At 72.4% G+C, this 24,778-nt stretch carries 23 protein-coding genes; 6 read left to right on the forward strand and 17 right to left on the reverse strand.

The window, feature by feature from the left end:
* Positions 1-250 precede the first annotated feature (250 nt).
* Positions 251-556 (reverse strand): hypothetical protein, encoded by a 306-nt coding sequence (locus tag AB0D45_RS24140; protein ID WP_362462465.1) that lies wholly within the window; start codon positions 554-556, stop codon positions 251-253.
* A gap of 137 nt (positions 557-693) precedes the next feature.
* On the opposite strand from AB0D45_RS24140, the gene AB0D45_RS24145 reads away from it, so the two are divergent.
* Positions 694-933 carry a hypothetical protein gene (locus AB0D45_RS24145; protein WP_362462468.1) on the forward strand — a complete coding sequence of 80 codons (240 nt, stop codon included), beginning with the start codon at positions 694-696 and terminating at the stop codon, positions 931-933.
* A 252-nt stretch (positions 934-1,185) separates the two neighbouring features.
* Here the strand turns inward: AB0D45_RS24145 and AB0D45_RS24150 are convergent, their stop codons facing one another.
* Both AB0D45_RS24150 and AB0D45_RS24155 read right to left on the reverse strand, forming a co-directional pair.
* Entirely contained in the window at positions 1,186-1,797 is a 612-nt protein-coding gene (locus tag AB0D45_RS24150; protein ID WP_362462471.1) for a hypothetical protein, read from the reverse strand.
* Positions 1,798-2,158: 361 nt separating this feature from the next.
* Positions 2,159-2,533, reverse strand: a complete 375-nt coding sequence (locus AB0D45_RS24155; protein WP_052875022.1) for a carboxymuconolactone decarboxylase family protein — start codon at positions 2,531-2,533, stop codon at positions 2,159-2,161.
* 115 nt (positions 2,534-2,648) lie between these two features.
* On the opposite strand from AB0D45_RS24155, the gene AB0D45_RS24160 reads away from it, so the two are divergent.
* The gene (locus AB0D45_RS24160; protein WP_362462474.1) at positions 2,649-3,599 is read left to right on the forward strand and encodes a LysR family transcriptional regulator; all 951 of its coding nucleotides are present in this window, start codon (positions 2,649-2,651) and stop codon (positions 3,597-3,599) included.
* Positions 3,600-4,280: 681 nt separating this feature from the next.
* On the opposite strand, the gene AB0D45_RS24165 is transcribed toward AB0D45_RS24160, so the two are convergent.
* From AB0D45_RS24165 to AB0D45_RS24210, 10 genes are all read right to left on the reverse strand, one after another.
* On the reverse strand, positions 4,281-4,697 hold the full coding sequence (locus tag AB0D45_RS24165; RefSeq protein ID WP_362462477.1) for a hypothetical protein: 417 nt from the start codon (positions 4,695-4,697) through the stop codon (positions 4,281-4,283).
* A gap of 122 nt (positions 4,698-4,819) precedes the next feature.
* On the reverse strand, positions 4,820-4,984 hold the full coding sequence (locus AB0D45_RS24170) for a hypothetical protein (protein WP_362462480.1): 165 nt from the start codon (positions 4,982-4,984) through the stop codon (positions 4,820-4,822).
* Between the two features lie 159 nt (positions 4,985-5,143).
* Positions 5,144-5,395, reverse strand: a complete 252-nt coding sequence (locus AB0D45_RS24175; RefSeq protein ID WP_362462483.1) for a hypothetical protein — start codon at positions 5,393-5,395, stop codon at positions 5,144-5,146.
* 120 nt (positions 5,396-5,515) lie between these two features.
* The gene (locus AB0D45_RS24180; protein WP_362462486.1) at positions 5,516-6,886 is read right to left on the reverse strand and encodes a HAMP domain-containing sensor histidine kinase; all 1,371 of its coding nucleotides are present in this window, start codon (positions 6,884-6,886) and stop codon (positions 5,516-5,518) included.
* A complete protein-coding gene (locus tag AB0D45_RS24185; RefSeq protein ID WP_361596670.1) occupies positions 6,883-7,608 on the reverse strand; it encodes a response regulator transcription factor in 726 nt (241 codons plus the stop codon). Before AB0D45_RS24185 ends, AB0D45_RS24180 begins: the two co-directional genes overlap by 4 nt.
* 9 nt (positions 7,609-7,617) lie before the next feature.
* Entirely contained in the window at positions 7,618-8,244 is a 627-nt protein-coding gene (locus AB0D45_RS24190) for a hypothetical protein (RefSeq protein WP_362462489.1), read from the reverse strand.
* A gap of 62 nt (positions 8,245-8,306) precedes the next feature.
* Entirely contained in the window at positions 8,307-9,023 is a 717-nt protein-coding gene (locus AB0D45_RS24195; RefSeq protein WP_362462492.1) for a TlpA disulfide reductase family protein, read from the reverse strand.
* Positions 9,020-9,775 (reverse strand): thioredoxin family protein, encoded by a 756-nt coding sequence (locus AB0D45_RS24200; protein WP_362462495.1) that lies wholly within the window; start codon positions 9,773-9,775, stop codon positions 9,020-9,022. The genes AB0D45_RS24195 and AB0D45_RS24200 overlap by 4 nt, the downstream gene beginning before the upstream one ends.
* Before the next feature lie 285 nt (positions 9,776-10,060).
* Positions 10,061-10,552 (reverse strand): hypothetical protein, encoded by a 492-nt coding sequence (locus tag AB0D45_RS24205; protein ID WP_362462498.1) that lies wholly within the window; start codon positions 10,550-10,552, stop codon positions 10,061-10,063.
* Between the two features lie 274 nt (positions 10,553-10,826).
* Positions 10,827-11,795: a CAP domain-containing protein gene (locus AB0D45_RS24210; protein WP_362462501.1), complete on the reverse strand. Its 969-nt coding sequence runs from the start codon at positions 11,793-11,795 to the stop codon at positions 10,827-10,829.
* A 319-nt stretch (positions 11,796-12,114) separates the two neighbouring features.
* Here AB0D45_RS24210 and AB0D45_RS24215 point away from each other — a divergent pair, with 319 nt between their 5' ends.
* Positions 12,115-12,768, forward strand: a complete 654-nt coding sequence (locus AB0D45_RS24215; protein WP_362462504.1) for a hypothetical protein — start codon at positions 12,115-12,117, stop codon at positions 12,766-12,768.
* Positions 12,769-12,859: 91 nt separating this feature from the next.
* Entirely contained in the window at positions 12,860-13,816 is a 957-nt protein-coding gene (locus AB0D45_RS24220; protein ID WP_362462507.1) for a hypothetical protein, read from the forward strand.
* Positions 13,817-13,951: 135 nt separating this feature from the next.
* Here the strand turns inward: AB0D45_RS24220 and AB0D45_RS24225 are convergent, their stop codons facing one another.
* From AB0D45_RS24225 to AB0D45_RS24235, 3 genes are all read right to left on the reverse strand, one after another.
* Complete coding sequence (locus AB0D45_RS24225) at positions 13,952-15,253, reverse strand: hypothetical protein (RefSeq protein WP_362462510.1); 1,302 nt, start codon at positions 15,251-15,253, stop codon at positions 13,952-13,954.
* A complete protein-coding gene (locus AB0D45_RS24230; protein WP_362462523.1) occupies positions 15,250-20,037 on the reverse strand; it encodes an RICIN domain-containing protein in 4,788 nt (1,595 codons plus the stop codon). Before AB0D45_RS24230 ends, AB0D45_RS24225 begins: the two co-directional genes overlap by 4 nt.
* Before the next feature lie 909 nt (positions 20,038-20,946).
* Entirely contained in the window at positions 20,947-21,294 is a 348-nt protein-coding gene (locus AB0D45_RS24235) for a hypothetical protein (protein WP_362462514.1), read from the reverse strand.
* Positions 21,295-21,696: 402 nt separating this feature from the next.
* Here AB0D45_RS24235 and AB0D45_RS24240 point away from each other — a divergent pair, with 402 nt between their 5' ends.
* Together AB0D45_RS24240 and AB0D45_RS24245 are read left to right on the forward strand one after the other, a co-directional pair.
* The gene (locus AB0D45_RS24240) at positions 21,697-22,572 is read left to right on the forward strand and encodes a glycosyltransferase family 2 protein (RefSeq protein ID WP_362462517.1); all 876 of its coding nucleotides are present in this window, start codon (positions 21,697-21,699) and stop codon (positions 22,570-22,572) included.
* 130 nt (positions 22,573-22,702) lie between these two features.
* On the forward strand, positions 22,703-23,494 hold the full coding sequence (locus AB0D45_RS24245; RefSeq protein WP_362462520.1) for a hypothetical protein: 792 nt from the start codon (positions 22,703-22,705) through the stop codon (positions 23,492-23,494).
* A gap of 51 nt (positions 23,495-23,545) precedes the next feature.
* On the opposite strand, the gene AB0D45_RS24250 is transcribed toward AB0D45_RS24245, so the two are convergent.
* Positions 23,546-23,803: a hypothetical protein gene (locus AB0D45_RS24250; RefSeq protein WP_361596703.1), complete on the reverse strand. Its 258-nt coding sequence runs from the start codon at positions 23,801-23,803 to the stop codon at positions 23,546-23,548.
* Between the last annotated feature and the right edge of the window lie 975 nt (positions 23,804-24,778).

Below are 24,778 nucleotides of genomic sequence, written 5' to 3' on the forward strand. Positions count from 1 at the left end.
ACCCGGCGTGGCCGCCTTTCGCGGTCCGGCACCGGGCGCGTCACCGTGCGCTTGGGCCGGGGCCGGTAGTCGCGGGCTGCGTTCGCGCCGGCAGTGACCTCGACTGCCTCCCGCAGCAGCCGACCCGCTCGTCCGGAGGCCTCCGCCTGGGCCCGGTGACCCTGCGCGTTCGTCGATGACAGGCCGCAGCCGATCGGCGTGCGGTACTTTCCGTACGCGGCCGGCATGTGGCCCACCCCCGGGCCGATGGTCAGGGTGGCGGGCGGGGAGTGTGCCGGCAGCCGCTGGGGGCGACGGTCTCGATCTGTCCGCTGGGGGTGTGCGCGGCCGGCATGTCGGTCAGGGGGTCGACGAGGATGTTGCGCTCCCGCTCGTCGCCGAGATAGGCAGCGAGCGCGAAACGGGGGCTGGGCTGGAGCCGGAACACCCACTGCGCGGCTTGCGCGCAGGAAGACGGATCGACGGTGACCTTGCAAGAGCCGGGGAAGTATCGGCTTCCACCGAGGACCTGTCCGAGGCGGGCGCATTCGGCGGCGAGGGTGTCGGTGCGGTTCAAGATGGTCCGCCAGCCGTCGCGCAGGATCTCCTCCGCGACGTCTTGGGGCTCGTGAGGGACCAGGGGGCGGGCTGTTCACGCTCCAGCCATCGCCGCCGTCCTGGTCCAGTGCCACCGTCTCCAGGTGCGGGCAGACGATGAACACCGGCCGCGGGGGCCGGCCCTTGCCCTCGCGCCAGATCCCCGCCGACGAGATCCTCTCCCGCAACGAACCCGAGGCGGCGCTGACGACCCTGCTGGAGCACTGCGGCCGCAGCACCGGCCGGTGGGAGGTTCTCGCCGCCGCCATGACCTTCGAGTACGACGACACCAAGCTCACCTTCGGCGAGCTCCTCGACTCCCTGGACGCCACACCCGCGCCCACGCCGAGCTCCTGACCCGCGCGCAATTCGCGCCGTTCGTACAGGGCGAAGTTCAACAGCCGTCGCCCGTGCGGACCAATACGGTGGCCACGCCGCCCGTGCCGCGCACCGCTCGGCGCACATCTCGGGCGGGTACCGCTGACGCAGGACGGAGGACAACCGGGATGACGCAGGCCGCAGTGAGTGAGCTCGGTGAGCTCGCCGGCGACGACCTCCAGTCCGCCCTCCTCGTGACCTCGCCCGCACAGAAATCACCCGAGCGGCGGGTCATCCATTCCCTTCGCCCCGGGCGGCCCCGTCAGCGGAGACGGCGTTCTGCTGCACGTTGTTGAGGCGCCCGACCTGGCGCTCGATCAGGCCGGTGGGGAAGAAGGAGCTTCGTCCGATGTCGAGCCGCGTGAAGGTCGCGATGGTGTTCCCGGCCCTTACGACGGTCACCTGCTTGTCGCCGGCAAGTCCGTCCCGTAGGGGGACGTGCTCCCGCAGGGTCACCGCTTCGTCCCCGAACGGCGGTGGTGCTTCCACCGTGATCGACACCGTGTGCTTGCCCGTCCAGTTCTCGAATTCGAAGGTCCGGCAGGCAGCGAGGGCCTTCTTGAGTTCCGCGAAGTCCCGTTCCGCCGCGCCCGCTTCGTAGGAGGCGAGCGTGGAGTGGCCAGGATAGATGTCGTCCTTCCAGTCGTAGAGCTGTTCGACACGCGCGTGCGACCGCTCGCCGGTGCTGATGTCGAGGTAGGTCCGGCAGGCGGGCTCCGATACCGGTGGGAACGTGCTGGGCTGGTGCTTCACCTCCTGCGCGTTCATCTCCGCCTTCACCTGCGGTACGTCGGCGTCCATCAAGGCCGCGTCCTTGAGCTGGGCCACCGTCAGGGGTGCCACCGAGGTATGCTTGCCCGCCGACGCGGACCCGCCTGCCGCGCCCGGGTCGTGCCCAGCCCCGCAGCCCGGGACGAGGAAGATACCGAGGACGGCGGCCGTCAGGGCGGTGATCGGTCTGGACGTGTGTGCAGGCATGGGTCCCCCGGGTGCGTGTGCAGGCAGCGGCCGACGGTAACCGCGCCGACCGCCGCTGGACCAGCATTTTTGGATCACGTCTCAGATGGCGACCCGCGTTCCGCGAATCACCGGCCTCACGGCCACCTTCAAGCCCCGAAGGTCCGGTTGACGCCGGCATCCTGGCCGGCCACGGCTGCCTCGCCGGAATGCTGGGTCCGTTGCCGGAGAGCCGGACCGGTGGCCGTCAGCCGGAGGGGGTGGTCGCGCTCGCGGAGGTGGCGGACGGGTCGTGGTGGCCGTGCTGTTCGTAGAGGCGGTCGGCGAGGAGGGCATGGGCGAGGGTTCCGCCGGCCCGGACCGAGGCGGTGACGAACGCGGTCTCGGCGAGTTCCTCGGCGGTGACGCCATGCCTGCGGGCGGCCGCGGTGTGGACGTCAAGGCAGTACGCGCACTGGGTGACGAGGGCGACGGCCACGGAGATCAGCTCGCGGTAACGGCGGGGGACGGCGCCGTCCTCGCGGTCGACCGCGTTCTGGAAGGCGAGCCAGGCCGCGAATTCGGGCGCCGCGGCGGCGCCCACGGAGCGGGCGCGGTGGAGGTCGTCGGGGTGCGCGTACATGGTACTCCTCGGGAAGTCGATGGGGGTGCAACGTCTCCACCTCATCCCGGACCCCGCCCCCGCGTCCAAGACCGATTCCGCGGGGGCGGTGCCGTTGTCGGTATCGTGGCCGGTCATGGACTTGAGGGCGTTGCACTGTTTCGTCGCGGTCGCGGAGGAGGGCCACTTCGGCCGCGCCGCCGTGCGACTCCACCTCGCCCAGCCGCCCCTCAGCCGGATCCGCGATCTGGAGGCGGACCTGGGGTGCCGTCTGTTCGACCGGATCCCGACCGGTGCGCGCCTGACGGCGGCAGGAAAGGTCCTGCTCCCGGAGGCCCGCGACCTGCTGGCCCGGGCCGAGCGCGCCCGCGAGCGGGTGCGGGCCGCGGAGTCCGAACGCGAGGTCGTCCTGGGCGCCGTCGCCGGCGCCGGCCTGGACTCCTGCCCGGCGGCGCTCGCGGTACTGCGCGACACCCGCCCCGGACTGCGTCTGAGGCTGTACGAGGCGCCCGTGACCGATCCGACGGGCGGGCTGCGCGAGCGTCGGGCCGACCTGGTACTGACCCGTCTCCCCTTCGACATCTCGGGACTGACTGTACGTCAGTTGGGTGTCGAGCCTCTGGTGGCGGTGCTGCCCGCGGGCGACGCACTCGCCGCACGGTCGCGGCTGCACGTGCGGGAACTCGCGGGGAGGCCGCGCTTCCGGCTGCCGGCCGGGACGGACGCGCGGTGGCGCGCGTACTGGCTCGCGGCTGACGAGGACACTCCCGGCCCGGTGGTGGCGTCCGTCGAGGAATGCCTGCACGCGGTGGTGTGGGACGGGGTGACCGGGATACTTCCGGCCGGCGCCGCGCGCCGGCACGCGCGCCCTGGCCTCGCGTTCGTCCCCCTCGACGGCCATCCGCCGAGCCGCCTGGTGCTGGCCCGCCGCGCGGACACCCCCGACCCGCTCGTGGACGCGGTGGCCGCCGCCCTGGCGGACGCCCACGCTTCGGCGGACCCTCTGGTCGGTGTCCACCCCGTCGTTCCGGTCGCGTCGTCAGGCCCCGGGAGATCGCCGGCAGCTTCGTCGACGAGATCTCCTTGATCCACCTTCTGGTGCTCCCGAATCCACGGCCTGCGGACGCCGCTGATCGTGTCCGGCGGTTCGGCGGACTATGCGAGCTCGCGTGGCTGCGGATCGTTGGACCGGCCGAAGTTGAAGCTGTCGCCTCGATCGTGACCGTCTACACCGCAATGAGCGACGATCGGGCCTCAACGGTTCAAAATCACCTGAGATGACGGCCGCAGCATCACTGGACCCAGCCCCTCACGATCGAACACCGAGGTGACGCGCCGCGATTGCTCCCCGAGATCTGTGCCAGAACCGACCCGCCGCTGGTGCTACTGGACGTCTCCGGTCAGGACTGGTCATCTGCCATCCATCAGGCGATGTCCCTCTCTGCCCTGCTCGAGCAGTTCCCCGAAACCGGCTGGACATATGAAGAACCCGATTCTTCGCTTTCCTGGCCATTCTCCACGGATTCGGTGCTGCCAGCTCCCGGTCACGAAGTTGGCCATCGGCTTGGTCCGCAGACTGCCATCTTCGATGCCGATCCTGACGGAGGCCAGCTCAGGACTCCCCTCCCCCGCCATGATCGGTGGGGCGAGCACTCGACTCCGTCCGCTGCTCTCCAGACGCTCGTTCCATCTGGCCTGAGTCTCGACTCACACTGTCAGCCCGCAGGTCAGCGACCCTGTCTCCGCAAGATCTCATGAGATGGGACAGTCAGCGACGAAGTGCAAGTCGCCACCGGGCCTCGCTGCGGATCCCGGGGTCTCGATCCGATGCCAGTGTTCGGAGCTGCGTGATCAGCTCGTCGCAGTCCTGTCCGGTCGCCCAGCGTGGGTCGACGTCGAGCTCCGCATCGAGCTGATCAGCGGTTCCCTGGTCAGACGCGACAGCACGGGCTGCGAGCACGACGCGTAGGCCGGCCAGATCCCGCCGGGCCAGCAGAGCCACAGCGGTATCCGAAATCACTCCGGTGTCGTGGGCATCCAGGAGGAGACGGTGCAGGACACCGGCGACGCTCTCAACCTGAGACGCTGCCGCCAGGCGCTGTCCTGCAGCGGCTCTCACGGACCAATCCGGAGAATTCGCTGCCGCGACCACGTCGCACAGTTCTTGTTCGGTGAAGTCTTCCACGGCACCAGGTTCCTCTCTGCCACGATCTGTCCGCTGGTGTTCCAGTCCCCCGGGCTGGGATCGTACGGCCAGGTCAGCCGTCGCCTGCTCGCGGGCGTGGCGACTCGTCTTGGCGGGGCCGTTCAGGGACGGGCCGGTCTGCGAACGGACAGGAGGAGGGTCTTGTCCGCATTGCGGGTGAGGAACACGCCCGCTCCGTCTGCGGTGTGGAAGAAGGGGACGTCCGTCCCCGCCTCAAGGGCCTTGGAGTCACAGGTGGGGCTGTTCAGGTTCAACTGGGTGAGCACCGTTGTGCCGTTTCCTGACCGGGTAGTCGCGGGTGGGATCGTTGTCGGAGGCACCCTTCTGCCCGCGGCCCAGTCGGACTTGAGGCCTTCCGGTGGGCCTGGCGAAATCCAGGTGGCGGAGGAGGATCCGGCATCCCGGACGCTACTTCAGCGAGACCCTCACACCCGAGGGCATCGACGCCACGGGTCGGCCGACACGGGCATGTCGATTTCCCGCAGGGGCTTGACCGACTCCCCCTTCGCGTCCGCCCGGAAGACCGCGAGGCGGACGATCTCCGCGCCGTCGTGCAGCTGGTCCTTGCCACGCAGGCCATGGGTGTAGGCCACGACGTATCCACGGCCGTCGATCTCCACGCTGGTCACGTCCGGGATCTCTGCCGGCCCGCTGGAGGCTGCCTGGGATTCGGCCACCGGGGTCAGCGCGGCCCTAGGGACGGACCGCGCGCGAGGCCGGGATCGGGCCGAGTTGGTCTGCTTGGTGACCTCCAGGACGCGCCCCCGCTTGACCACGGGACCCTGCTGCGCCGCCGGCTACCTGCGGCGGCGGGGGAGGCGGGGGGTGCGGGTGGGTGGGGGTGGGGTGGCCAGGGCGAAGGTTACGGTGATGCGGGCGCCGCCCAGGGGGCCGGTGCCGATGTGCATCGAGCCGCCCGTGGCGCTCGCCGCCCGCTGCGCGATGTCCAGCCCCAGTCCCGTGGACCCGGTGCTGCTGCCGCGCGAGAGGGCCAGGTCCGGCTCGGGGATGCCCGGTCCGCCGTCCTCCACGACCAGCTCGACGGCCTGGGCCGTGCGCAGGACCTGGACGCCGAGCGGGGTCCCGGGCGCCGTGTGCCGGAAGACGTTGCCGATGAGCGCGTCCACCACGGCGGCGATGTCGTCGTCGGAGAGGCCGACGGCCGTGGGCTCCTGGGTGAGGTCCAGGGCGCAGGAGCGGTTCTGCTGTTCCGCCAGCACCGACCAGAAGGCGGTGCGGCGGCGCACGACCTCGGCGGCCTCGCAGCGCGGGGCGGAGGGCGGGTGGCCCGGGGCGGTTTCCGTCCCGAGCATGCCCTGGCCCATCGGGCCGACGGCGAGCGGGGTGCGTGCCGCCGCGATGATGGCCCGCAGCTCCGCCTCCAGTTCGGCGACGGCCGCCTCGACCCTGGCCGACTCCGGCGTACCGGCCATGCGTTCGGAGGCCAGGTGCAGGGCGGTCAGCGGGGTGCGCAGCCGGTGGGACAGGTCCGCGACCAGTTCCCGCTCGACGGCGAGCAGCTGCGTCATGCGGTGGGCCATCGCGTTGAAGGCGACGCCCGCGTCCCGTAGCTCCCTGGGGCCCATGGGGTCGACGCGGGTCTCCAGGTCACCCTGGCCGAGGGCGTGCGAGGCCTGCGCCAGCCGCCTGGAGGACCGTACGACCTTCGCGCCGAGGCGGTCGGCGACCAGCACGGAACCGGCGATCAGTCCCACGGCGAGGAAGGCCATGACCGCCCACGACTGTGCGACGCCGCGGGTCAGTTCCGCCTCGGGGACGAAGTTCTCGATCACCGCGACCCGGTCGTCGGCGAGCACCACCGGCTGCAGGCAGATCCAGCCGTCCGGGATCTCCTGGGAGATGGACTCCCGGCCCCGCTGGGCCCGTTCGAGCAGGGCCGCGGGCGCCCGGGACGGGCCGAGGGCGCCGTCGTACGGGAGATGGACGACCAGGCGCTCCTCCGCGTCCAGGCTCGCCGCCGACTCCCGCAGGGCGGCCGGATCCGTGGTGAGCGTGAGCACCGGCGCCAGGGCGGCCGCCTGCTGCTCGGCCGCGGTCACGCCCTGCTCCTTGACCAGCGACATCACGAGGGCGGCCAGGGGTATGAGGAAGGAGAGGGCGACCATGGAGGTCACGGCGAGCGCCACTCCGGCCAGCGAGCGCCTCACCTGGGGGCCACCAGCTTGATGCCGACGCCGCGCACCGTCAGCAGGTAGCGCGGAGCCGCCGCGCGCTCACCGAGTTTGCGGCGCAGGGACGACAGGTGCACGTCGACGGTCTGGTCGTCCACGTACGGCTCCCGCCACACCTCGGTCAGCAGCCGGCGCTTGGAGACGACCTGGCCGGTGTGGTGCGCCAGGAACGCCAGCAGGTCGAACTCCCGGCGCGTCAGCCGCAGCTCCCGGCCCGCCAGGTACGCGGTGCGCGCCCCCGGGTCCACCGCCAGCTCGCCGACGGTCGTGGGGCGCAGCGGGTCCGCCGCCGGCGCGACCGGGGCTCCGGCCGCGGCGCCGGCTGCGGGCGGCACGTGGCTGGTGCGCCGCAGGACCGCCGAGAGGCGCGCGATGAGCTGTCCCCCCGAGAACGGCTTGACCAGGTAGTCGTCGGCGCCCGCGTTGAGCAGCTTGATGATCTCCGCCTCGTCGTCGCGGGCGGTGGCCACCAGCACGGGCACGGACGATATGCCCCGGATCATGCGCAGCGCGTCCCCGCCGTCCAGATCGGGCAGCCCCAGGTCGAGGACCACCGCGTCGACGGGTGTCTGGGTGACCTCGCGCAGCGCGCCGAACCCGTCGCCCACGCTGCGCACGGCGTACCCGTGCTCCGCCAGGACCTCGATCAGTGACTGGCGGATGCTGGGGTCGTCTTCCACGACCAGGACGCTCGGCATGCGGACACTCTAGGGGGCGTCGAACACCGGGCCGTCGCCGGTGATGCGCAGGCGTACGGGACGGTCGGCGACGGGGATGGTGCAGCCCTCCCGGGTGCTGCAGCTGGCGTAACCGAGCAGGACCGTCGCCTCGCCGGTGCCGTCGGCGCGGACGGGCAGGGTGGTGGTGACCGGGCCGTCCGGGTAGACGGGGACGGGGGCGTCGACGCCGGGCAGGCGGATCGGGTGCACCGCGGAGGTGGCGGCGAGCTCGCCCGCCGGCTTCAGGGATCCGGCGACGGCCACGGCGGTCGGCCGGCCCACGCCCTCGACGCCGGTGGCCGGCAGATCGGTGCTGTAGAGGTGGAAGCCCGGTTTCTCGGGCGTGAAGACGGCGGTCAGCGTGCCCTTGGAGGCCCGCCAGTCGGAGACCGACAGGGTGACGGTGACGCCGTTCTCGGAGAACCGGGTGGTGGGGACGGCGTCTGCGCTCCGGTCGGGTTGCTGTCCGCACCCGGCGAGCGCGGTCACGGCGGCGATGGCGGCCGCTGTGGCCGTGGTGGCCACTGCGGCCGTCATCCGGACCGGCCGGGGGTGCCGTACGTTTCGCGGGTAGGCGGAACCGTTCATGCGTGCCTCGTCATCTCTCTCGTCCATCTGTGCACGTACGTGCCGAGCGACGCGGTGTCCGTGGCGGCGAGTACCCCCGGGGCCGGCCGTCACGGCGCCGGCTCCGGTACGTGGTCCTGCGGCTGCGCCGGCTCCGGTGGCTGGTCCTGCGGGCGCTCCGGCTCCGACGCCACGCGGGCGAGCAGGGGCCGCAGTTCCTCGGCGGTGACCGCGCCCCCGATCCCGGCGGCGATGCGGCCGTACCGGTCGATCACGAGGGTCGAGGGGATCGCCCGCGGGTCGAGCAGTCCGGGCGGGAGGCGGAGCAGCAGGTCGCCCTCCGGATCGTGGAGGCTGGGGAAGCCGAGGCCATGCGTACGGACGAACGACTGCGCGGCCGCCCGGTCCCCGTCCCGGGTGTTGATCCCGAGGAACGCCACCCCCTGGCCCTTGGTCTGCCGGCTCAGGCGCTCCAGGTCGTCGGCCTCCGCCCGGCAGGGCCCGCACCGGGAACGCCATACGTTGACCACGACGACCTGGCCCCGGAACCCGGCGAGGCTGACCGGCTTCCCGTCCAGGTCGGCACCGGCCAGCGCCGGCGCGTCCTGCCGGGTGCCGGGGGCCACGACGCCCGCCCCGGCCGCCGCGCGTACCCCGCCGGGGGCCGCCCGCCCCGCCGTGCCGGGCGCGTCCGCGCGGCCGCCGTCGCCGTCGTCGGCGCCGTCGGCCTGGCCGTCCGTGGTGAGCCCGGCGAGGACGAGCGAGGCCGCCACCGCGAGTCCGGCCAGGGCCGGTACGGCGGCGGAGCGCAGGCGCGGTCGTCTCATGACGCCCATGTGCGCAGGAAGGAGTTGATGCCGTCCGAGGTCAGCGAGGGGTTGCCGGTGGCGTGGGTGTCGGTGAGCACCTTGCCGGAGGAGGAGACCGCCACCAGGACGGGCATGGTGTAGGTCCCGCCGGAGGGGCTGTACGTGCGCAGCAGTGCCGAGTTGGCGGAGCTGCCGCCACCGATGTCGATCTTGACGAGGTGGTAGTCGGCGCCCAGGATCGACGCCGTGGCCGGCTGGGCGAACACCTTGTCGGCGGCCTTGCAGTTGCCGCACCAGTTGGCGCCGAAGTCCAGCAGCACCGTCCGCCCGTCGGCCTTGGCCGCGCGCAGCGCCGCCTCGATCTGCTGCCGGGCGTCGGCGGAAGCGTCGTATCCGGGGCCGGGTATGCGCGCCGGCGCGGGGGCGGTGGAGGCTTCGGGCTTGCCGCCGGCGGTGGACCCGCTCGGGGCGCGCGAGGGGGCGCGTGAGGGGGTGGGCGAGGACGCGGGCCGGGTGGCGGCGCTCGCGGAGGGGGAGGCCGTCGGGGACGGTGGGGCCGACGCGGTCGGGGACGCCCCGACGGAGGCGGTCGCGGACGCCGTCTCCGACGGGAGGGACCGCGCGGACTGTCCGGCCGGTGCGGGCGCGGCGGATCCGGCGGGCTGGGACGACGGCCCGCAGGCGGTGGTCAGCCCCGCCGCGACCAGGGCCGCGGCGACGAGCGGGAGGCGCATCTTCAGGGGGGCGGCGCAGCGGACGGGTCGGAGCATGCGAGAACTCATGGCGAAGACACCCCAAGTCACGGTTCGGGTCGCGGGAAGGCCGAAACGCCTTCCGGCGCGGTGAATCCGGCGGCCCGACGCCGCGCCGGGCGTCGCGTCCGGCACGTTCCGGCGCCGAGGGCCGCTCGGCTGACGCGAGCATAGGTCGGCTCGGCGCCGCCGGAACCCCCTCGGAGCGATCTTGAGGTTGCCCTAAGGAAGAGCTCACGTTCCGCTTCGCCGGAACCCGGAGGGAACGGACGTATCCTCCGGCGGCGGTGAGGGCGGATCCGGTCAGAAGGAGGTCTCACGGACGCTGGCCTTCGCCGACGGGGTGATCGTGGCCGTGACGACCGACTGGTGGCCGTCACCGCTGAACGTGACCGTGAGGGTGTCGTCCGCCGTCTGCGAGGTGGTGGCCTTGAAGCCGCGGCCGGGGATCGCGGAGATCAGGCACACGCCCCGACTGCCGTACCGCACGGTGACCTTGCCCCCCTGTGCGGGGATGCTGTGCAGGCCGGCGCCGCCCTGGCCGCAGTCGACGGTGTCCTTCGTGTCCGTGTTCCGCGGGGCCGCCGACGTGGCCTTGACGGGGGTCGGGGCCGCGGAGGACGGCTTCGGCGACGTGCTCGGGGAGGCGCTGACGGAGGGGCTCGGGGACGGCGCGGCCGGGGAGGAGCTCTCCGCCGTCCAGGCCGGGGGCGTGTCGATGACCGTCGGGGCGGACCGCGCGACCGGGGGCGTGTGCCGGGTCGTGCCGACCACGAACTGGACCGTGGCGAGCACGGCAGTCACGCTGGCGGCCGTGCACGACAGCCATATGAGCAGGTAACGCGGAATACGAGGCACCGCCCCATAGTGGCCGACGCGCGGGCGGCTCCCTCACCGCCTCCCCCTTCGTTCCGGTTCCGGTTTCGAGGGCGCGTTCCGAGGGCCCGTTCCGGGTACCGTTCCGCCGGCCGGTTCCGGGAACGCCGACGTCCTCCGTACCCGTTGACGGGGCGGAGGACGTGGCCGTTGGGGGGTGTGCGTACGGGGGCGTACGCGGAAGCAGGACCGGCTACCTCGGGCTGCCGAAGTCCTGCGTCCACCAGGGGCCGCCGTCGCCCTGGTGGACGCCTATGCCGATCTCCTTGAAGGAGCAGTTGAGGATGTTCGCCCGGTGGCCGGAGCTGTTCATCCACGCCTTCATGACCGCGGCGGCGTCGGCCTGGCCGCGGGCTATGTTCTCGCCGAGGCCGGACCAGGCGTAGCCGGCCGCCTCTACGCGGCTGGTCATGGTGGACCCGTCGGGGCCGGTGTGCGACATGACGCCGCTGCGGGCCATCGTGTCGCTGTACGCGCGGGCGGCGTTGCTCAGCTTGGCGTTCGCGGTCAGCGGGCCGCATCCGGCGGCCGCCCGCTCCTTGTTGACCAGGGAGAGGACCGCGGACTCGGCGCCGGCGTCGACGGTCCCGCCGCCGGAGCCCGAGCCGCCGGAGCCTGAGCCGCCGGAGCCTGAGCCGCCCGAGCCGCCGGAGCCGCCGTTCGAGCCGCCGGAGCCACGCGATCCGCCGGAGCCGCCGCTCGAGCCGCCCGAGCCGGAGCCCGAGCCGCCGCCCGTGGCCGCGGCGGGCTTGCCCGCGGGCTTGTCGGCCTGGGTCGGCGCCGAGCCGTCGCCGCCCGTGTCGCCTCCCGCCGCCGGCTTCGCAGGAGTGGGGGATCCCGAGGAGCCGGCGGCGGGCGCACCGGACGGGCTCGCGCTCGCCGAGGCCGAGGCCGAGGCGCTCGCGGTGGGCGCGGGGGCGTCGGTGGTGGCGGAGGCGGTGCCGACGCCGCCGGCCGCGCCCGAGGTCCCCGACCCGGCCTTCGTACCGGCCGTGTCGGCCCGCCGGTCCGTACGGGTGTCACCGCTGGAGTCGGCCACCGCCACCCCGACCGCAACCGCCGCGGCCGCCGCGGTGACCCCGAGCACGATGCGGGTGCGCACCGCCTTCCGCCGCCGCGCCTCGGTACGGGGCGACGTTTCGGGAGTTCGGTTGCGGCTCATGCCGGTAACACCTCACAAGAGAAGGGGACGAGGGGACTCCGCCGAGCTTAGGTCGGTGATCAGCCGAAATGGCAGCCGGGAAGGCCACTTCACGTTCCCTTAAGGAAGCCCGCAGGGAGGTCACAGGGAACTCATCGGAGAGACCCGGACAATCCCCGCAACCCGCCCCGGACGCCTGACGGGCGCGCCGCCCTGCTCCCTCCCCAACGGGTACTGCCCACTGAGGGATTCGCACCCGGTCACATCGAGGCCGTCGCACCTGACCGGCGTTGCGGTCCCCTGCACCGGGGATGTCAGTGCCCTTTGGCAGCATGGCCCCATGAGCAAGGTTGTGAACTACAGCATGGCGAACCGCGGCGAGGTCATGCGCTTCGTGCCCGCACGGGACCTGACCGCCGACGAAGCACGACGCCTGGGGTCCATGCGGGACAGGGCACAGGCGCGTCAGGGCAGTCTCGATCGCCAGGGCGTGGACTGGGGGCTGTCGGTCCCGGACGCGCTGGAGGAGCTGATCGCCGGTCGGGCCGACTCCTCCGCCGACTACGCCGGGTGCGCCTACTACGCGGCCCTCCAGATCATCATCGACCACAACGCCAGTGACAGCGCCACCCTGGCGAGTTACCGGAGTCCGGTCACCTTCTTCTCGGCTCTGGACGACGCGCTGCGCGCGGAAGGCGTCCCGGCAGACCTGCTGCCCTACCAGTACGTCTTCAGCGGCCCGCCCTCGGAGATCGCCTTCCACCTTCCCCACCCCCTGGACGGCTCACCGGAAATCGGGTGCTGGCCGCTGGCGAAGGCCGGGCCCGCGGTGGATGCGTACCGGGCGGTGCTGGACCGAATAGACGCCGACCTCCGGTACGACCTGGAGGAGCTCATCAAGGCCCTTGACGGCTGGGCCTCGGAGTGGAAGGAGGGCCAGGGCGCCTGGTGGTGGGCCGAGGACGGCTCGATCTTCTTCTCGATCACCGGCTGACCGACTGAGCCGGCTGACCGACTGAGCCAGCGCCCCCGGGCGGCCCGCATTCGGTGCCGGCCCGCGGGCCGACGGAGGGTGAGGGGCTGTGGTGTCGCAAGGTCAGGCTGCGGACGAGGACCGTTGGGCCAACTGGCCGGAGGCGTGGGCGGGCGCGGACTGCGACGTGCGCGCGGTCCTGGGCGCGATCCCGCGGGAGGCCAAGGACGGGTTCCGGTACGACGGGATCCCGTGGAAGCGGTTCCCGCACTTCTACGGGCCGGGCGATGAAGTCCCCGGTCTCCTCAGGATGCTTGCCCACGACGACGCCGAGAGCGCAGGCCGGGCGCTGCGGCGCCTGTGGACGACCGTGCACCACCAAGGCAGCACGATCGAGGTGGCAGCGCTGGCAGTGCCGTTCCTGCTCCGGATCGCCGCGACCGGGCACCCCGGGCTCCGAGCGGAAACGTTGACCCTGGTCGCGGTGAGCGGACGCTGCCAGCACCTCGGCGACGGTACGCGTGAGGGCCTCCTCCGGGTCGCCGAGGACCCGCTCGTGATCGGTCCTGTGGACTGCCCGGTGGACTGGACGATCCAGGCCGCCCGCGACGCCATCACGAGCGACCTGCACCTGCCGCTGTCGCTGCTCCCCGACCCCGATCCGGAGGTCCGCTCCGCGGCCGCCTTCGTCCTCGCACTGGCGACCGGTGGGGTGCCGCGCATCTCTTCCGCCCTGCACGACCGGCTGGTCGTCGAGGACGACCCGGCGGTCCAGGTCAGCCTGGTCCTGGCGATCGCGCAACTCGCCCGCGAACACCAGGACGGACCTGCTCGCGACTGGGTGCGGGACCTGTGGTCGGATCCCGGCCAGCCGCCCCATGTCCGCATCGGCGCCGGCCTGGCCTGGCTGTGCCTGGTCGACAGCCCCGCCCCCGACGAGCTCCACGCCCTCCTCACCGACCCCGGCACCCGCCGGCACCGTGACCTGTTCCAGCAGGTGCCCTGGATCGCGCCGGTCGACCGCGACGACGGGCTGCGCCGCTGCATCCACGACATGCTCACGCCGTAGATCCCCTGATGCGGTCCAGAAGGACCGGTTCGCCTTCGGGCGGCGGCATGGTGGCGAACCCGAGGGGCCGGGAAGCGGCGAGCGCCCCTCCGGGGAGGAGGGGCGCTCTGGGTACAGCCGGGTCGGGCAGGTGCGTCAGGTGCGCTGCACCAGGTGGTCGACCGAGAAGAGGAGGTGGTCCCCGCTGTACTGGAAACGGCCGGCGAGGGTCTCGTAGCGGGCGTACTGCTCCTCGGTGAGCGGTGGTTGCAGGATCCCGAGCACCCTCAGGAGCAGCCGGAACCCGAGGTCGGGGTCGACCCGGGTGACGACCTGTTCCAGTGCGTCCATCACCGCGGCGCCCTCCAGGGGCTGGAAGGCGGGGCTGATCGCCGTGCCCGCGGTGACGGGAGCGAGGTCCCGGAGCTCCCGCAGGACCGCCTCCCGGCCGTCCGTGCGGACGGCCGGGGGCCCGAGGACGTAGCCGGGCGCCACCTCGGCCAGGCGCTGCTCGCACACCTCGACGACCTGCTCCAGCCACTCCCGGCCGCCGATGCCGAACTGGTCGATGCCATGGCCCCGGTTCGTCGCGGCCAGCCACAGCAAGGTGATCGTGGCGTCGGACAGCCCGGAGTCGAGCATCCGGCGGGTGTCCTCCCACAAGACGGCCGCCTCCGAGCCCGGAGGGCGTTCGTACCCGTCGTGCGTCAGGACGTGTGCGATGGCGGCTCGGGGGGTGTGGTGGGGCCACACTGCGGGGAACTGCTCAGAGAGCCGGGAGAGGCCGAAGTCCCCGTCGATGCCCTGCCGGGTGGTGGTGACCGGGGGCCAGACGACGGCCAGGCCGTCGTGGACGACGGCAGGCGGGAAGCCGAACCGCCAGCCCAGTGCCAGCAGGCGACGGTACTGCTCGTACGGGACGGGTACGGCTTGGGCCTTGAGCGCGCGGAGGAACAGCCGCATGCCGAGGTCGCCGTCGGCACCGGTCACTACCTGCTCCAGCGCGTCGACGAGGTCCGGCACCAGGGCCGGGGCCGCGGCCCCGAGCTCCGCCACCACCAGCCGGCACAGTTCTGCGTCCCGCACCGGCCGCACCGGCGGCGGGGCGTAGGAGCGCTTGTCCTGCCGGAGCCGTGCCGTGGAGACCTCCGAGGTCCTCTCCAGCCAGCCACGGCAGGACATGCCGTGGCCGGCCGGGTCGAAGGCGTGCCCGGAGGCGGCCTGCAACACAGTGGAGAGGATTCGTTCAGGGAGGTCGGCAGCCAGCAGACGGCGGGCGTCCTCACCCAGTTCGACGGCCTCTTCGCCCTCGGACCGGTCGGCGATCCCTTCCGCACAGCCGATCGCGGCGGCCAGACCGGTGTCCGGGCCGGCGACGGCGAGGCGTTCGGTCAGGGCGGTCAGGCCGAAGTCCTCGTCGTAACCGAGCTCGTAGTACGCGGGGCGTACGCCGGTCATGGAGCCACCCCGGTGGGGAACGCGGACATGATGGCGTATCCCTTGCTGTGACCCTTCACCTTCATCAGTCGCAGCGTCACGCCGTTACCGGCGTTGGGCACCGTCACGCCGTCCGGGTGGTATGTCTTCCCCAGGGAGGTATGAGCAGGCCATTTGCCCTTGATCTCAATGAACATCGAGCCGTCCCTCGCCTTGGCGAGCCTCTGGTTGAAGCTCTTGACCTTCTCGGTGTCCTTGACCCGCTTGCCTTCCTTCATGACGGTGAAGTATTCCTCGAAGACATGCTCGATGGCCTGCTGGGCGATGTCCTGGCTGGTCCACACCGAGTTCGGCCCCTGTTTCCTCTCGGCCAGCGCGAACGCTTCCCTCGATGTCACGTTCACATGCTCACCGAGCGTGTGCATCTCGTCCTTGTACTTCTGGAGGTTCGGCAGGAGTTCGTCGGCGAGGCTGAGGCAGTTGTGGACCAGTACGTCCGACGCGCGAGGACCCTCGGTGCGGACGTAGAAGGTGTGCAGGCCGCCGACCGTGAGGTCGTACACCTGCCGGCCGGCCCCGCCGGCCAGCCCGCGCACATCCGTCACCGCGACCAGTTCGCCGCCCGGACGGCGCAGCAGGTCTCCCGTACGCAGTTCGGAGGCGAGGATCCATCCGCGCTTCTCGGCGTGGATCTTGTGGCCGGGCGTGGTGTCCAGGCTGCTGCCGTCGGCGAGGCCGATGGTGACCAGCTGGCCGGCCGCATGCTGGAAGGTGTCGGTGACCGGCTCGGAGCTGACCTCCCCGGTGACCGGGTCGCCAGCCAGTACCGCGTCGCCCACCCGGAGGGAGCTGATCGGGCGATGCGATCCGTCGGCCATGAGCACTGGTGTGGTTGGCGGGAAGCTGTTCGTCTTGCAGGAGGTGAAGATGGCCTCGACCAGGTTGACCTCCTGCTCGATGACTGCCAGGGCCTCCGGGTTGAGCCTCAGCTGCCGCAGCGCCTTCAGGGCGTCGGCGACGCCGATTCCGGTGCGCAGTGCGGCGTCGACGGCGGTGATGCCCTCGACGATGGGCTTGAGGATCTTGCCCGAGAACAGCAGGGCGACGTCCAGGGCCGCCCAGGCGCATCCGCCCCAGCTGCCGCTCTCACCGCCGGGCAACTTCTGCGCGCACTTGATCCAGTGCCCGAAGAGGATGTCGACCGGGTCGATGTTCGACTGGTACTCGCCGATCGTGATGGTGTGCGTGATCTCCTGGGACAGTTCGTCCGTCGGGTACTCGCCCAGGTACAGCGTCGAACCCGGCGGACAGGTGCCCATCTTCGGGTCCGGGGTGTCCGCGGTGCACAGGTACAGGTCGAGGAAGGCTTTGTACCGGATCTTGATGGTCATCGTGCAGTCGCCCTTGTAGAAGAGGGCGTCGATCCAGCCTTCGCAGCCGTCCGTCTTCTTCAGGGTCTGCGGATCGCCGATCTGCTCGGTGCGGTTGACCAGGTAGAACAACTTGCCGATGGACCCGCCGACTCCGTCAGGGACGGTTCCGGTGTTGATCTGCTTCGCCTGTGCGGCCTTCTCCGCCCGGTCAGCGGCTTCCTGGGCTTCCCTGGCGTACTTGTCGGCGTCCTTCGCGGCCTGTTCGGCCTCGGCAGCGGCGACGCCGGCGCGGTCGGCGGCCTCGCGGGCGGCCTTCGCGTCCTGTTCGGCCCGGGTCGCCGCGGCGCGGGCCGCCGACGCGTCGAGGGCCGCCTGGTCGGCGGATGCACGGGCCGCCTTGGCGTGGCCCTCGGAGCGTCCGGCTGCCTGGTCCGCGGCCACGGCGTCCGCTGCGGCCTGGCCGGCGAACTCGGTGCTGCGGGCCAGTGACGCGGTGGCCAGGGCTGCCGACTTCGCGGCGTCCGCCGAGTAGCCGAGGGCCTCCTTGGCGTAGGTACGGGCGTCCGAGGCGTGCTTGGCGGCGTTCGCGGCGTGCTGGTACGCGGCCTTCGTGTCGCCCTCTGCCTGGTCGGCGAGGACCTTGGCCGAAGCGGCCTCCTCCTGCGCGTTCTTGGCGTGGGCGTCGGCGATGGCCTTCTGCTGTTCCGCGATGCTCTTCGACGCCTGCCCGCTCAGCACTACCAGGCCGGCGGCCGAGTCGGTGCTGACGTACGGCGAGCCGAGCTGGACGGCGTCGTTCGCCGGCTTGGCGACCTGGGCGGCCGACTTGCCCGCGTCCACCGCGGCCTGGGCGGTCACGTACGCGTAACCCGCCGCCTTGGCGGCCGCGGCCCGGGCCTTGCCGGCCTCCACGCTCGCCTTGCCCGCCTCGGTCTTGGCCGTCTTGGCCTGCGCGTCCGCCTCATTGGCCTGGGACACGGCCGCCCGCGCGTCGAACGCGGCCCGCTCGGAGGCGGCGATCGCGTCGGCGGCCGCGCTGGTCGCGGTCCTCACCGCGGCGTCCGCCTTCAGCTTCGCGGCCTGGGCGGCGTCGGCGTCGGCGCGCGAGCGCTTGGCCGCCGCCTCGGCGCGGGTCGCGGCCGCATCGGCTTCTGAGGCGGCCTTCGTCGCCGCGTCGGCCTCGCCGCGCGCCTTGCCGGCCGCCGTCTCCGCCGCGGTCGCGTACGTGTCCGCCTGGTCGGCGGCCGCGCGTGCGGCGGTGGCCTCCGTGCCCGCGTCGAGCGAAGCGGCGTAGGCGGCCTTGGCGTCGGCCTTGGCACGTGCGGCGTCGGCCTTCTGCTCCGCTTCCCAGGCGTCGTCGCGCTTGGCCTTGGCGGTGTCGCGGGCCTTGACGGCGCCGTTCTTCCGCTCGACCGCGGTCGCCTCGGCGGCTTCGGCCTTGGTCCTGGCGTTGGCGGCCTTGGTCGCCTCCGCTTCCGCGTTCTTCTTGTGCTGGGCGGCCTCGCCCCGCTTGGCGGCCGCGGTCTCCTTCTCCTTCTTCGCCGTGGCCTCTTCGGCCTCGGCCGCGAGCCGCTTGGCGTGGGCTGCGGCGGCCGCCGCCTTGGCGTCGGCCTCCGCCTTCAGCGCGTCGCCGAGCTTCGCCTTCGCGGTGTCCGCTTCCTTCTTGGCGTTGTCCCGGTGGGACCTGGCCGAGTCGGCGGCGGCCTTCGCCTGGAGCTCGGCCGTGTGCGCGGCCTCCCGGCGGAACTCCGCCTTCGACTGCGCGGCCTGGGCCAGAGCGCGCTGCGCGATGGTGTCGCTGTCCGCGCCGGAGGCACGGGTGGCCGCCTCGGCGGTCTCGCCCGCCTTCACCATCGCGTCGAGCGCCGCCACCGAACCCTTGGTGACCTGCGCCTTCTGCTGTCCGACCAGCAGGCCGCGGCCCCGCGGCGCACCGGCCGCGTCCGCGACGGCGTAGGCGGCCTGCTCGGCCGTGTCACTGGCGGTGGCGGCCTTCTTCGCCGCGGCGGCCTGGGCCTTCAGGACGTCGAGCTGCTTCTTGGCGCCCGTCTGGGCGTCCGTGACGGCCTTCTTCGCCTTGTCGAACTGCGCCTTCGGCGGGACGGGACCGGTGTTGCCGGACGGCTTCACGTCGAACTGCTGCGGGCCCGACGCGTTGCAGTCCCACAGCCGCGCGTCCACGCTGTTGTCGAACTTCGGCAGGTCAACGCACTTGCCGGTGCCGACGCTCTTCAGGGCGGTGGTGGCGCGCAGGTTGTACTCCCAGGTCTGTGCCGGAGAGCTGTTGCACGTCGCGATCTGGATCCTGGTGCCGTTGGCGTTCTTGTTCCCCGCCACTTCGAGGCACTTGAACGACTTGGTGTTCCGCAGGTGCAGTCCGTGGTCGTCGCCGAAGAGCTGCCAGGTCTGCGCCGCGCCGCCGTTGCAGGTGTACACCTGTACGGGTGTGCCGTCGGCGGTGCCGCCGCCCTGTACGTCGAGGCACTTGCCGCTCGCGGCGTGCACCTGGATCGTCGTCGGGCTCTCGCCGACGGCACCGACGCCGCCGGGGGACCAGTAGTCCTGGAAGCGGGTGGCGTGGTCGGCGACCCACGAGTGACCCAGGAGTTCGCCCAGGGCCTTGGCCCCCGCGGTCAGGGACTGGGTGGCGTTCTTGTTCGCGGCCAGGATCTGGTTCCGCTGCGTCTGCTGGGAGGCGACCTCCTGCTGCCACTCGGCGCCGGCCGTCTCGGTGATCGCGCCCAGCACCTTGTCCGGATCCATCGGGTCACGCCAGGCGCAGGAGGCGAAGCGGGTCTTCATGTCCTCGACCGCGATGCGGTACTCCGCCGTCCCCGCCTTGGGGGCCGTACGGGCGAACCCGCCGGACGCGAGGAACATGCGGGCGTTGTCCGCGCCCGTGGGCTCCGGCGACCAGTCGGTGAGGTACTTGTACGCGTCGCGTTCCGCGATCGCCCGGGTCCAGGCGTCCCCGGTGACCTGCTGGGGGTCGGGGTCCTTGCCGTAGAGGGGTCCGCCCAGGTTCTTCACGGCCGTGACGGCGGGCCCGGACGCCTTGGGCGTGGGGTCGTCGTAGAAGTCGCTCTCGGACGTCCAGAACCGGTCGGCGGTCCACTTGCTGAGCCCGGTCTGAGCGTAGAAGTCCTGCTTGCCGTCACCCGGAGAGCCGGGCGGCCAGTGGAAGTCGGCGTCGTTGATGCCGCCCGGGGTGGTCAGCCCCTCCAGGGGCTTCTTCCAGGTGTCCCGGAGGGAGTTGAGCGCCGTCAGGGCGCTGTCCGCCGCGTCCCGGTCCTTCTGGTAGGCGGTCGCGAGCGGGGTCTGCTGCCAGTGCTTGCGGTCGGCCAGGACGTGGAGCTTGTCCTGCGGCTGGTTGAGGCCGTCCTGGGCGACCTGCGCCATGGCCGGCCCGCCCAGGCGCAGGACGTCGGCCATCAGGCACTGGTCCTGCCGCCACTGCTCGGCGGCGGTGTCGTCGAGCCAGTCCTCGGAGCTGCCGGCCACGGCGGCGCGCAGTGCGTTGGCGCGGTCGAGCACGTCGGGCTGGACGGCCGCGCTGCCGAGGAGGGCGAGGGCGACGAGAGACGCTGCGGCGGGCGCCAGCAGTGCGGACGAGCTTCGGGGTCTGCGCCTTTGGGCGAACAACCCTGGTCTGGGGCTCAAGAGAGCATTCCTTCGTGTTCATGACGTACGAAGGCGGCGAGGGCGTTCCCGTCCGAGGAGGCGGAGGCAGAGCAGCATGAATCGGCCACCACCGTCCCGGTGCGGGGACGGTGGGAAGCGGGCACGGCGGACCTGTGCGGCGTGTCCGGTTGGCCGATGTTGCGGCATGACGAAACCACCCCTCCCCCCGTGGGCGGCACTGTTCCCCCGACCGCCGGCTGGTGGTGCGCGGCATGGCGAGGTGGTCAGCTCCGCCGGGCGCGCGGCGCTCACTATAGGCACACGTCAAGGCGCGGGAGCAAGGGAGTTGGGGATCCGGCTCGGCGAGGGGCGGCGGTCGCCCGCCAGGCGGAGGGCGGGGCGCGCCGCCGGTCCTGGCGCCTGGCCGGGGCATGGCGGTGTGATGGACGAGTTCACGCCACCGGCCGGCCCGGGGGTGCGGCGGGGCCGTCGTGGCGTCTGCGAGGCGCCAGGGGCTGTATTCGGCCAGCCCTCTGGGCCGACCCAGCGTACGAGGCGTGGTCAGTCGCCGTCGGCGGCGTCACCCTCGTCTTCACCATCACCGCCCTCATCGCGGCTTCCCGCCGACAGCACGGCACCCTGGTGCGGGGACCGCGGTGGCGGCCCTCCGGCTCTGGGAGCCCGAGGGGCCGCCGAGGAGACCGAGCGGACGGCAGCCGCTCAGTGGTCCAGGCTGAGCCTGACCTCTGCCGAACTGGTGTCGGCGAAGGTGAAGCTGAAGTGCTCCACCTCCCGCCAGCCGTTGGCGAACGCGCTGCGGACCTCGCCGTTTCCGGCGTGGACGTGCAGTGCGGCGAAGTCGTCGTCGGGGCGGGTGTCCTTGACCCAGCCGTGTACGCGGAGATTCCCGTTCTTGCAGGTGAGGCGGTATTCGGCTTCGGCGCCATGGATGGTGGTGACCTTGTGGGCTCCACAGGTGACGGCGCCGGCGTCGGTTGCGAGGGCGAGGGTGATGCCTGACGAGGTGAGAAGCAGCATGGCTGCGGTGGCGAGGGCGCGGCGGGGCAAGGCGGATGCCCTTTCTCTCGATGTGTCGGGCTCGGTGGCTGGCTGGTCCGGCGTTTGCGACCGTATGCCGCGCGCTTCGCCATGGTCGGGGAGTGCTGTCCGTAACCACCTGAAGGTGTGTTGGCTGCGTGTGAGGTACTGGCCTCAACACGCGACGCCTTGCGCCCAGAACCATCGCCGCGGCCGACGACGTGTCACCGGGGGCCGGATCTGTCCACAGGACGTCCGGTACGAGTCCAGGTCTCCGTACCGGTCGTCGCGAGGGCCCCGGTCCTCGGGGCGGTGACGTAGTCGGCCGAGGGTGATCCGTGCCATTGCGGTGACCCTTCTCTCGGTCCGGTCCCGGGCGTCGGCGGGGGTACGCTCGCCGTCGACCCGGTGCCGAAGGGAGTGGTGGTGCTCGTGACCCGGCCGCGTGTGGGTGTCGCCGTGCTGACCATGGGCGACCGGATGCCCGAGCTGCTGGCCCTGCTGGCTTCGGTGGCCGCGCAGGACGAGGGCGCCGCCCGGGTCGTGGTCGTCGGCAACGGCACGCCGCTGCCCGGTCTCCCCGAGGGCGTGACCGGGGTGGAACTGGCGGAGAACCTCGGGGTGTCCGGCGGCCGGAACGTCGCTTGGCGCCGGCTGCGGGAGTTCCGGGACGTCGACGTCCTGGTGGACCTGGACGACGACGGCCTGCTCGTCGAGGCGGACGTGTTCCGGCGGATCGCCGACCTGTACGAGGCCGAGGCCCGGCTGGGCATCGTCTCCTTCCGGATCGCGGACGAGACCGGCGCCACCCAGCGCCGCCACGTGCCCCGGCTGCGGGCCCGCGACCCGATGCGGCGGGGCCCGGTGACGACGTTCCTGGGCGGCGGCCACGCCCTGTCGATGCCGATGCTGGAGGAGACCGGGGGCTGGCCGGACGCCTTCTTCTTCACCCACGAGGAGACCGACCTGGCCTGGCGGGCGATCGACCGGGGCTGGGACGTCCTGTACGAGCCGCAGCTGGTCCTCCAGCACCCGAGGACGTCCCCGGCCCGGCACGCGGTCTACCACCGGATGACGGCCCGCAACCGGGTCTGGCTGGCCAAGCGCCACCTGCCCGCGCCCCTCGTACCCGTCTACCTGGGTGTGTGGGTGGCTCTGACGGTGGCCCGTACGCGGTCCCTGGCCGGGCAGCGGGCCTGGTGCGGCGGGTTCGCCGAGGGCATCCGTACCTCCGGCGGCCCCCGGCGCCCCATGCGGTGGCGGACGGTGTGGCGCATGACCCGGCTGGGCCGGCCCCCGGTCGTCTAGGCGACGGGGTCTTCGGAAGCCAGTCCGGTGCGTACGAGGCGCCGACCTGGCTGTTGCCTCGGACGGCCTCCGGTCGTGCGCGGGCGGACTCGGGCGCGACTCCGGCTCGTCAGCGCAATAGCCTCAGCCTGTGACCCACAGCCGCAGACAGACCGAGCAGCCTCACCCCGCCGAGCTCCCTCGCGCCCAAGTACTGCTGGACCGTACGAACTGGGCGTCGCTGGCCACAGCCTGCGGGACGGGCGAGGCCCTGCCGGCGGCGCTGGCCCTCCTCACCGACCCTGACCCGGTCATCAGGAGGTCCGCTCTCCAGGATGCGCTGGAACCCGTGACGCATCAGAACAGCATCTACGGGGCCACTGTCCCCGTGGCGCTCTACGTCGCGGCGATCCTCAGCCATCCGGCCATCTCGGCGGGCGACGGCAACCCCGGCGTCGAGACGCAGAACCGCCCGATGCTCGTGCAGTTGCTCGGCTGGCTCGGCGACACCGCCTACGACGCCGACGATCAGTGCGTGGCCGCCGCCGGACGCTTCTGCGATGAGGAGGACGAGGAGATGCGTGCCTTCCGGGACGCACGTCCGGCGATCTTCTCCGCCGTTCAGGCCTTCCTCGATCATGACGACGCCGCCGTGCGCCACACCGCTCTGGTCGCTGCCATCCCCCTCACGGAGCACCCCCTCCTCACCCGCCACCAGGCAGATCTGGCCGGCCACGCCCGCCGCCTCCTGGACACCAGCACCGACCGGCGCCACCGAGACCGTGTCCTGGACGCGCTGAAGACCTGGGGCCACGACACCACCGGGCTGGAAAACGCATCCGACACCGCGGCCCGCGAGCACCACGCCCGTCTCAGAGCCGCCCGCGCTTCCTGGAACGGCAGCTGGACAGGCGGCGGATACAGCGACGACCCGCCGTTCTGACTGGTCCGTGCCCGCAGAGCCACGCAGCCGGCGCTTCGACGGCGAGCACGGTCATCGGACCACCGCCGCGAGAAGGGCCACTGGCCCGGTCTGCTCAAGCCGGGCGCGGTGCGCCCGGCGGCGCGCGGCGTGCACGCTCCTGCGGGCCAGGCAGAGCTCGCCGGCCGGGACGTGGCACGTGGGGCAGGCCTCGGCGAACGGGCCGTGCCTGAACCGCCGGTGCGTCTCGTACGCGGCGTCCAGCATGGCGTCGAGGCCGGTGAGCGGGCGGGCGACGTTGGCTATCGGGCCCGTGAGGGTGGCAGTCATGGTGGGGCATCTCCTACGTCGAAACGGCTGATCCTCTTACGGTTCCCCGGTTCCCGCAGCTCAGACGAGGCGCTCAGCGTTCCCCAGTCCCCGGTCCCCGGGTACGGACCGCGGGCGGCCGAGGACACGGCAGTTGCGTGTGGTGCTCCGCACGGCAAGGCGCCGGTGCCCGGGGAGGGCTGTCCCAACCGTGACAAGTGTCATCGGTCTGCGGTGAATCCCGAACGGGGATCCGTCACTTCTGTCACTGAGCCCGGCGCGTACGGCCCCGGAGACTGGGAGTCGGCCCGTGTCGGGGTCCGCGTCGTAAGGAGGAGTGCCCGTGGCCCATGGTGAGGTCTGTCCCGCTGCGCAGCTGGAACTCGTGCCGCGTAGGACGGTACGGGGATGGCTGCGGGACATGCTGCGCGACCTGTTCGGGTGGGTCGCCCGCAGGCCGCTGAGGCTGCCGGAGGGGCATGAGGCGGTTCCGCATTCCGCCGACGTGCGGATGGCGGTCTGGGCCGTCACCGTGGTCGACCTCATCAGTGGTGTCGTGGTCGATGCGATGGTCCCGCCCGCTTACCGGCTGCTGCACGTGGTGTGGGTCGTGGCCGTTCTGGTGCTCTCGCTCGGGTCCTGCGCGATGACCGTCCGCGCCCCGCACGTCATCGACGGGACGGTCCTGCGCCTGCGCACCGGGCCGCTCCGGGAACTGGTCGTCCCCCTGCACGCGGTGGCGGCGGTGCGCAGCGCGCACGGCGCCCATACCGGCCACGGGCTCCGCCGGGTACTGGACGACGCCGAGGCGGTGGCCTGCTCCGTGAGCAGTGCCACCACCCTGGTGCTGGACCTCGTACATCCCCTTCCCGTGCCGTTCCGCAGGGGCGGGGGGGGGGGGGGGCCCCGGGGGGGGGGGGGGGGCGCCCCCCCCCCCCGGGGGGGGGGGGGGGGGGGGCGCCGCCCCCCCCCGCGCGGCCGCCCCCGGCCGGCGCG

Origin of the sequence: Streptomyces sp. NPDC048352, assembly GCF_040651895.1 — a bacterium.
Lineage (GTDB): Bacteria > Actinomycetota > Actinomycetes > Streptomycetales > Streptomycetaceae > Streptomyces.

Bases quoted from the DNA above. Each gene is read 5' to 3' on its own strand.
- AB0D45_RS24145 (WP_362462468.1), top strand. From the start codon at position 694: ATGAACACCGGCCGCGGGGGCCGGCCCTTGCCCTCGCGCCAGATCCCC.
- AB0D45_RS24155 (WP_052875022.1), bottom strand. From the start codon at position 2,533: ATGTACGCGCACCCCGACGACCTCCACCGCGCCCGCTCCGTGGGCGCC.
- AB0D45_RS24160 (WP_362462474.1), top strand. From the start codon at position 2,649: ATGGACTTGAGGGCGTTGCACTGTTTCGTCGCGGTCGCGGAGGAGGGC.
- AB0D45_RS24185 (WP_361596670.1), bottom strand. From the start codon at position 7,608: ATGCCGAGCGTCCTGGTCGTGGAAGACGACCCCAGCATCCGCCAGTCA.
- AB0D45_RS24190 (WP_362462489.1), bottom strand. From the start codon at position 8,244: ATGGACGAGAGAGATGACGAGGCACGCATGAACGGTTCCGCCTACCCG.
- AB0D45_RS24195 (WP_362462492.1), bottom strand. From the start codon at position 9,023: ATGAGACGACCGCGCCTGCGCTCCGCCGCCGTACCGGCCCTGGCCGGA.
- AB0D45_RS24200 (WP_362462495.1), bottom strand. From the start codon at position 9,775: ATGCTCCGACCCGTCCGCTGCGCCGCCCCCCTGAAGATGCGCCTCCCG.
- AB0D45_RS24210 (WP_362462501.1), bottom strand. From the start codon at position 11,795: ATGAGCCGCAACCGAACTCCCGAAACGTCGCCCCGTACCGAGGCGCGG.
- AB0D45_RS24215 (WP_362462504.1), top strand. From the start codon at position 12,115: ATGAGCAAGGTTGTGAACTACAGCATGGCGAACCGCGGCGAGGTCATG.
- AB0D45_RS24225 (WP_362462510.1), bottom strand. From the start codon at position 15,253: ATGACCGGCGTACGCCCCGCGTACTACGAGCTCGGTTACGACGAGGAC.
- AB0D45_RS24230 (WP_362462523.1), bottom strand. From the start codon at position 20,037: ATGGCCGACGTCCTGCGCCTGGGCGGGCCGGCCATGGCGCAGGTCGCC.
- AB0D45_RS24250 (WP_361596703.1), bottom strand. From the start codon at position 23,803: ATGACTGCCACCCTCACGGGCCCGATAGCCAACGTCGCCCGCCCGCTC.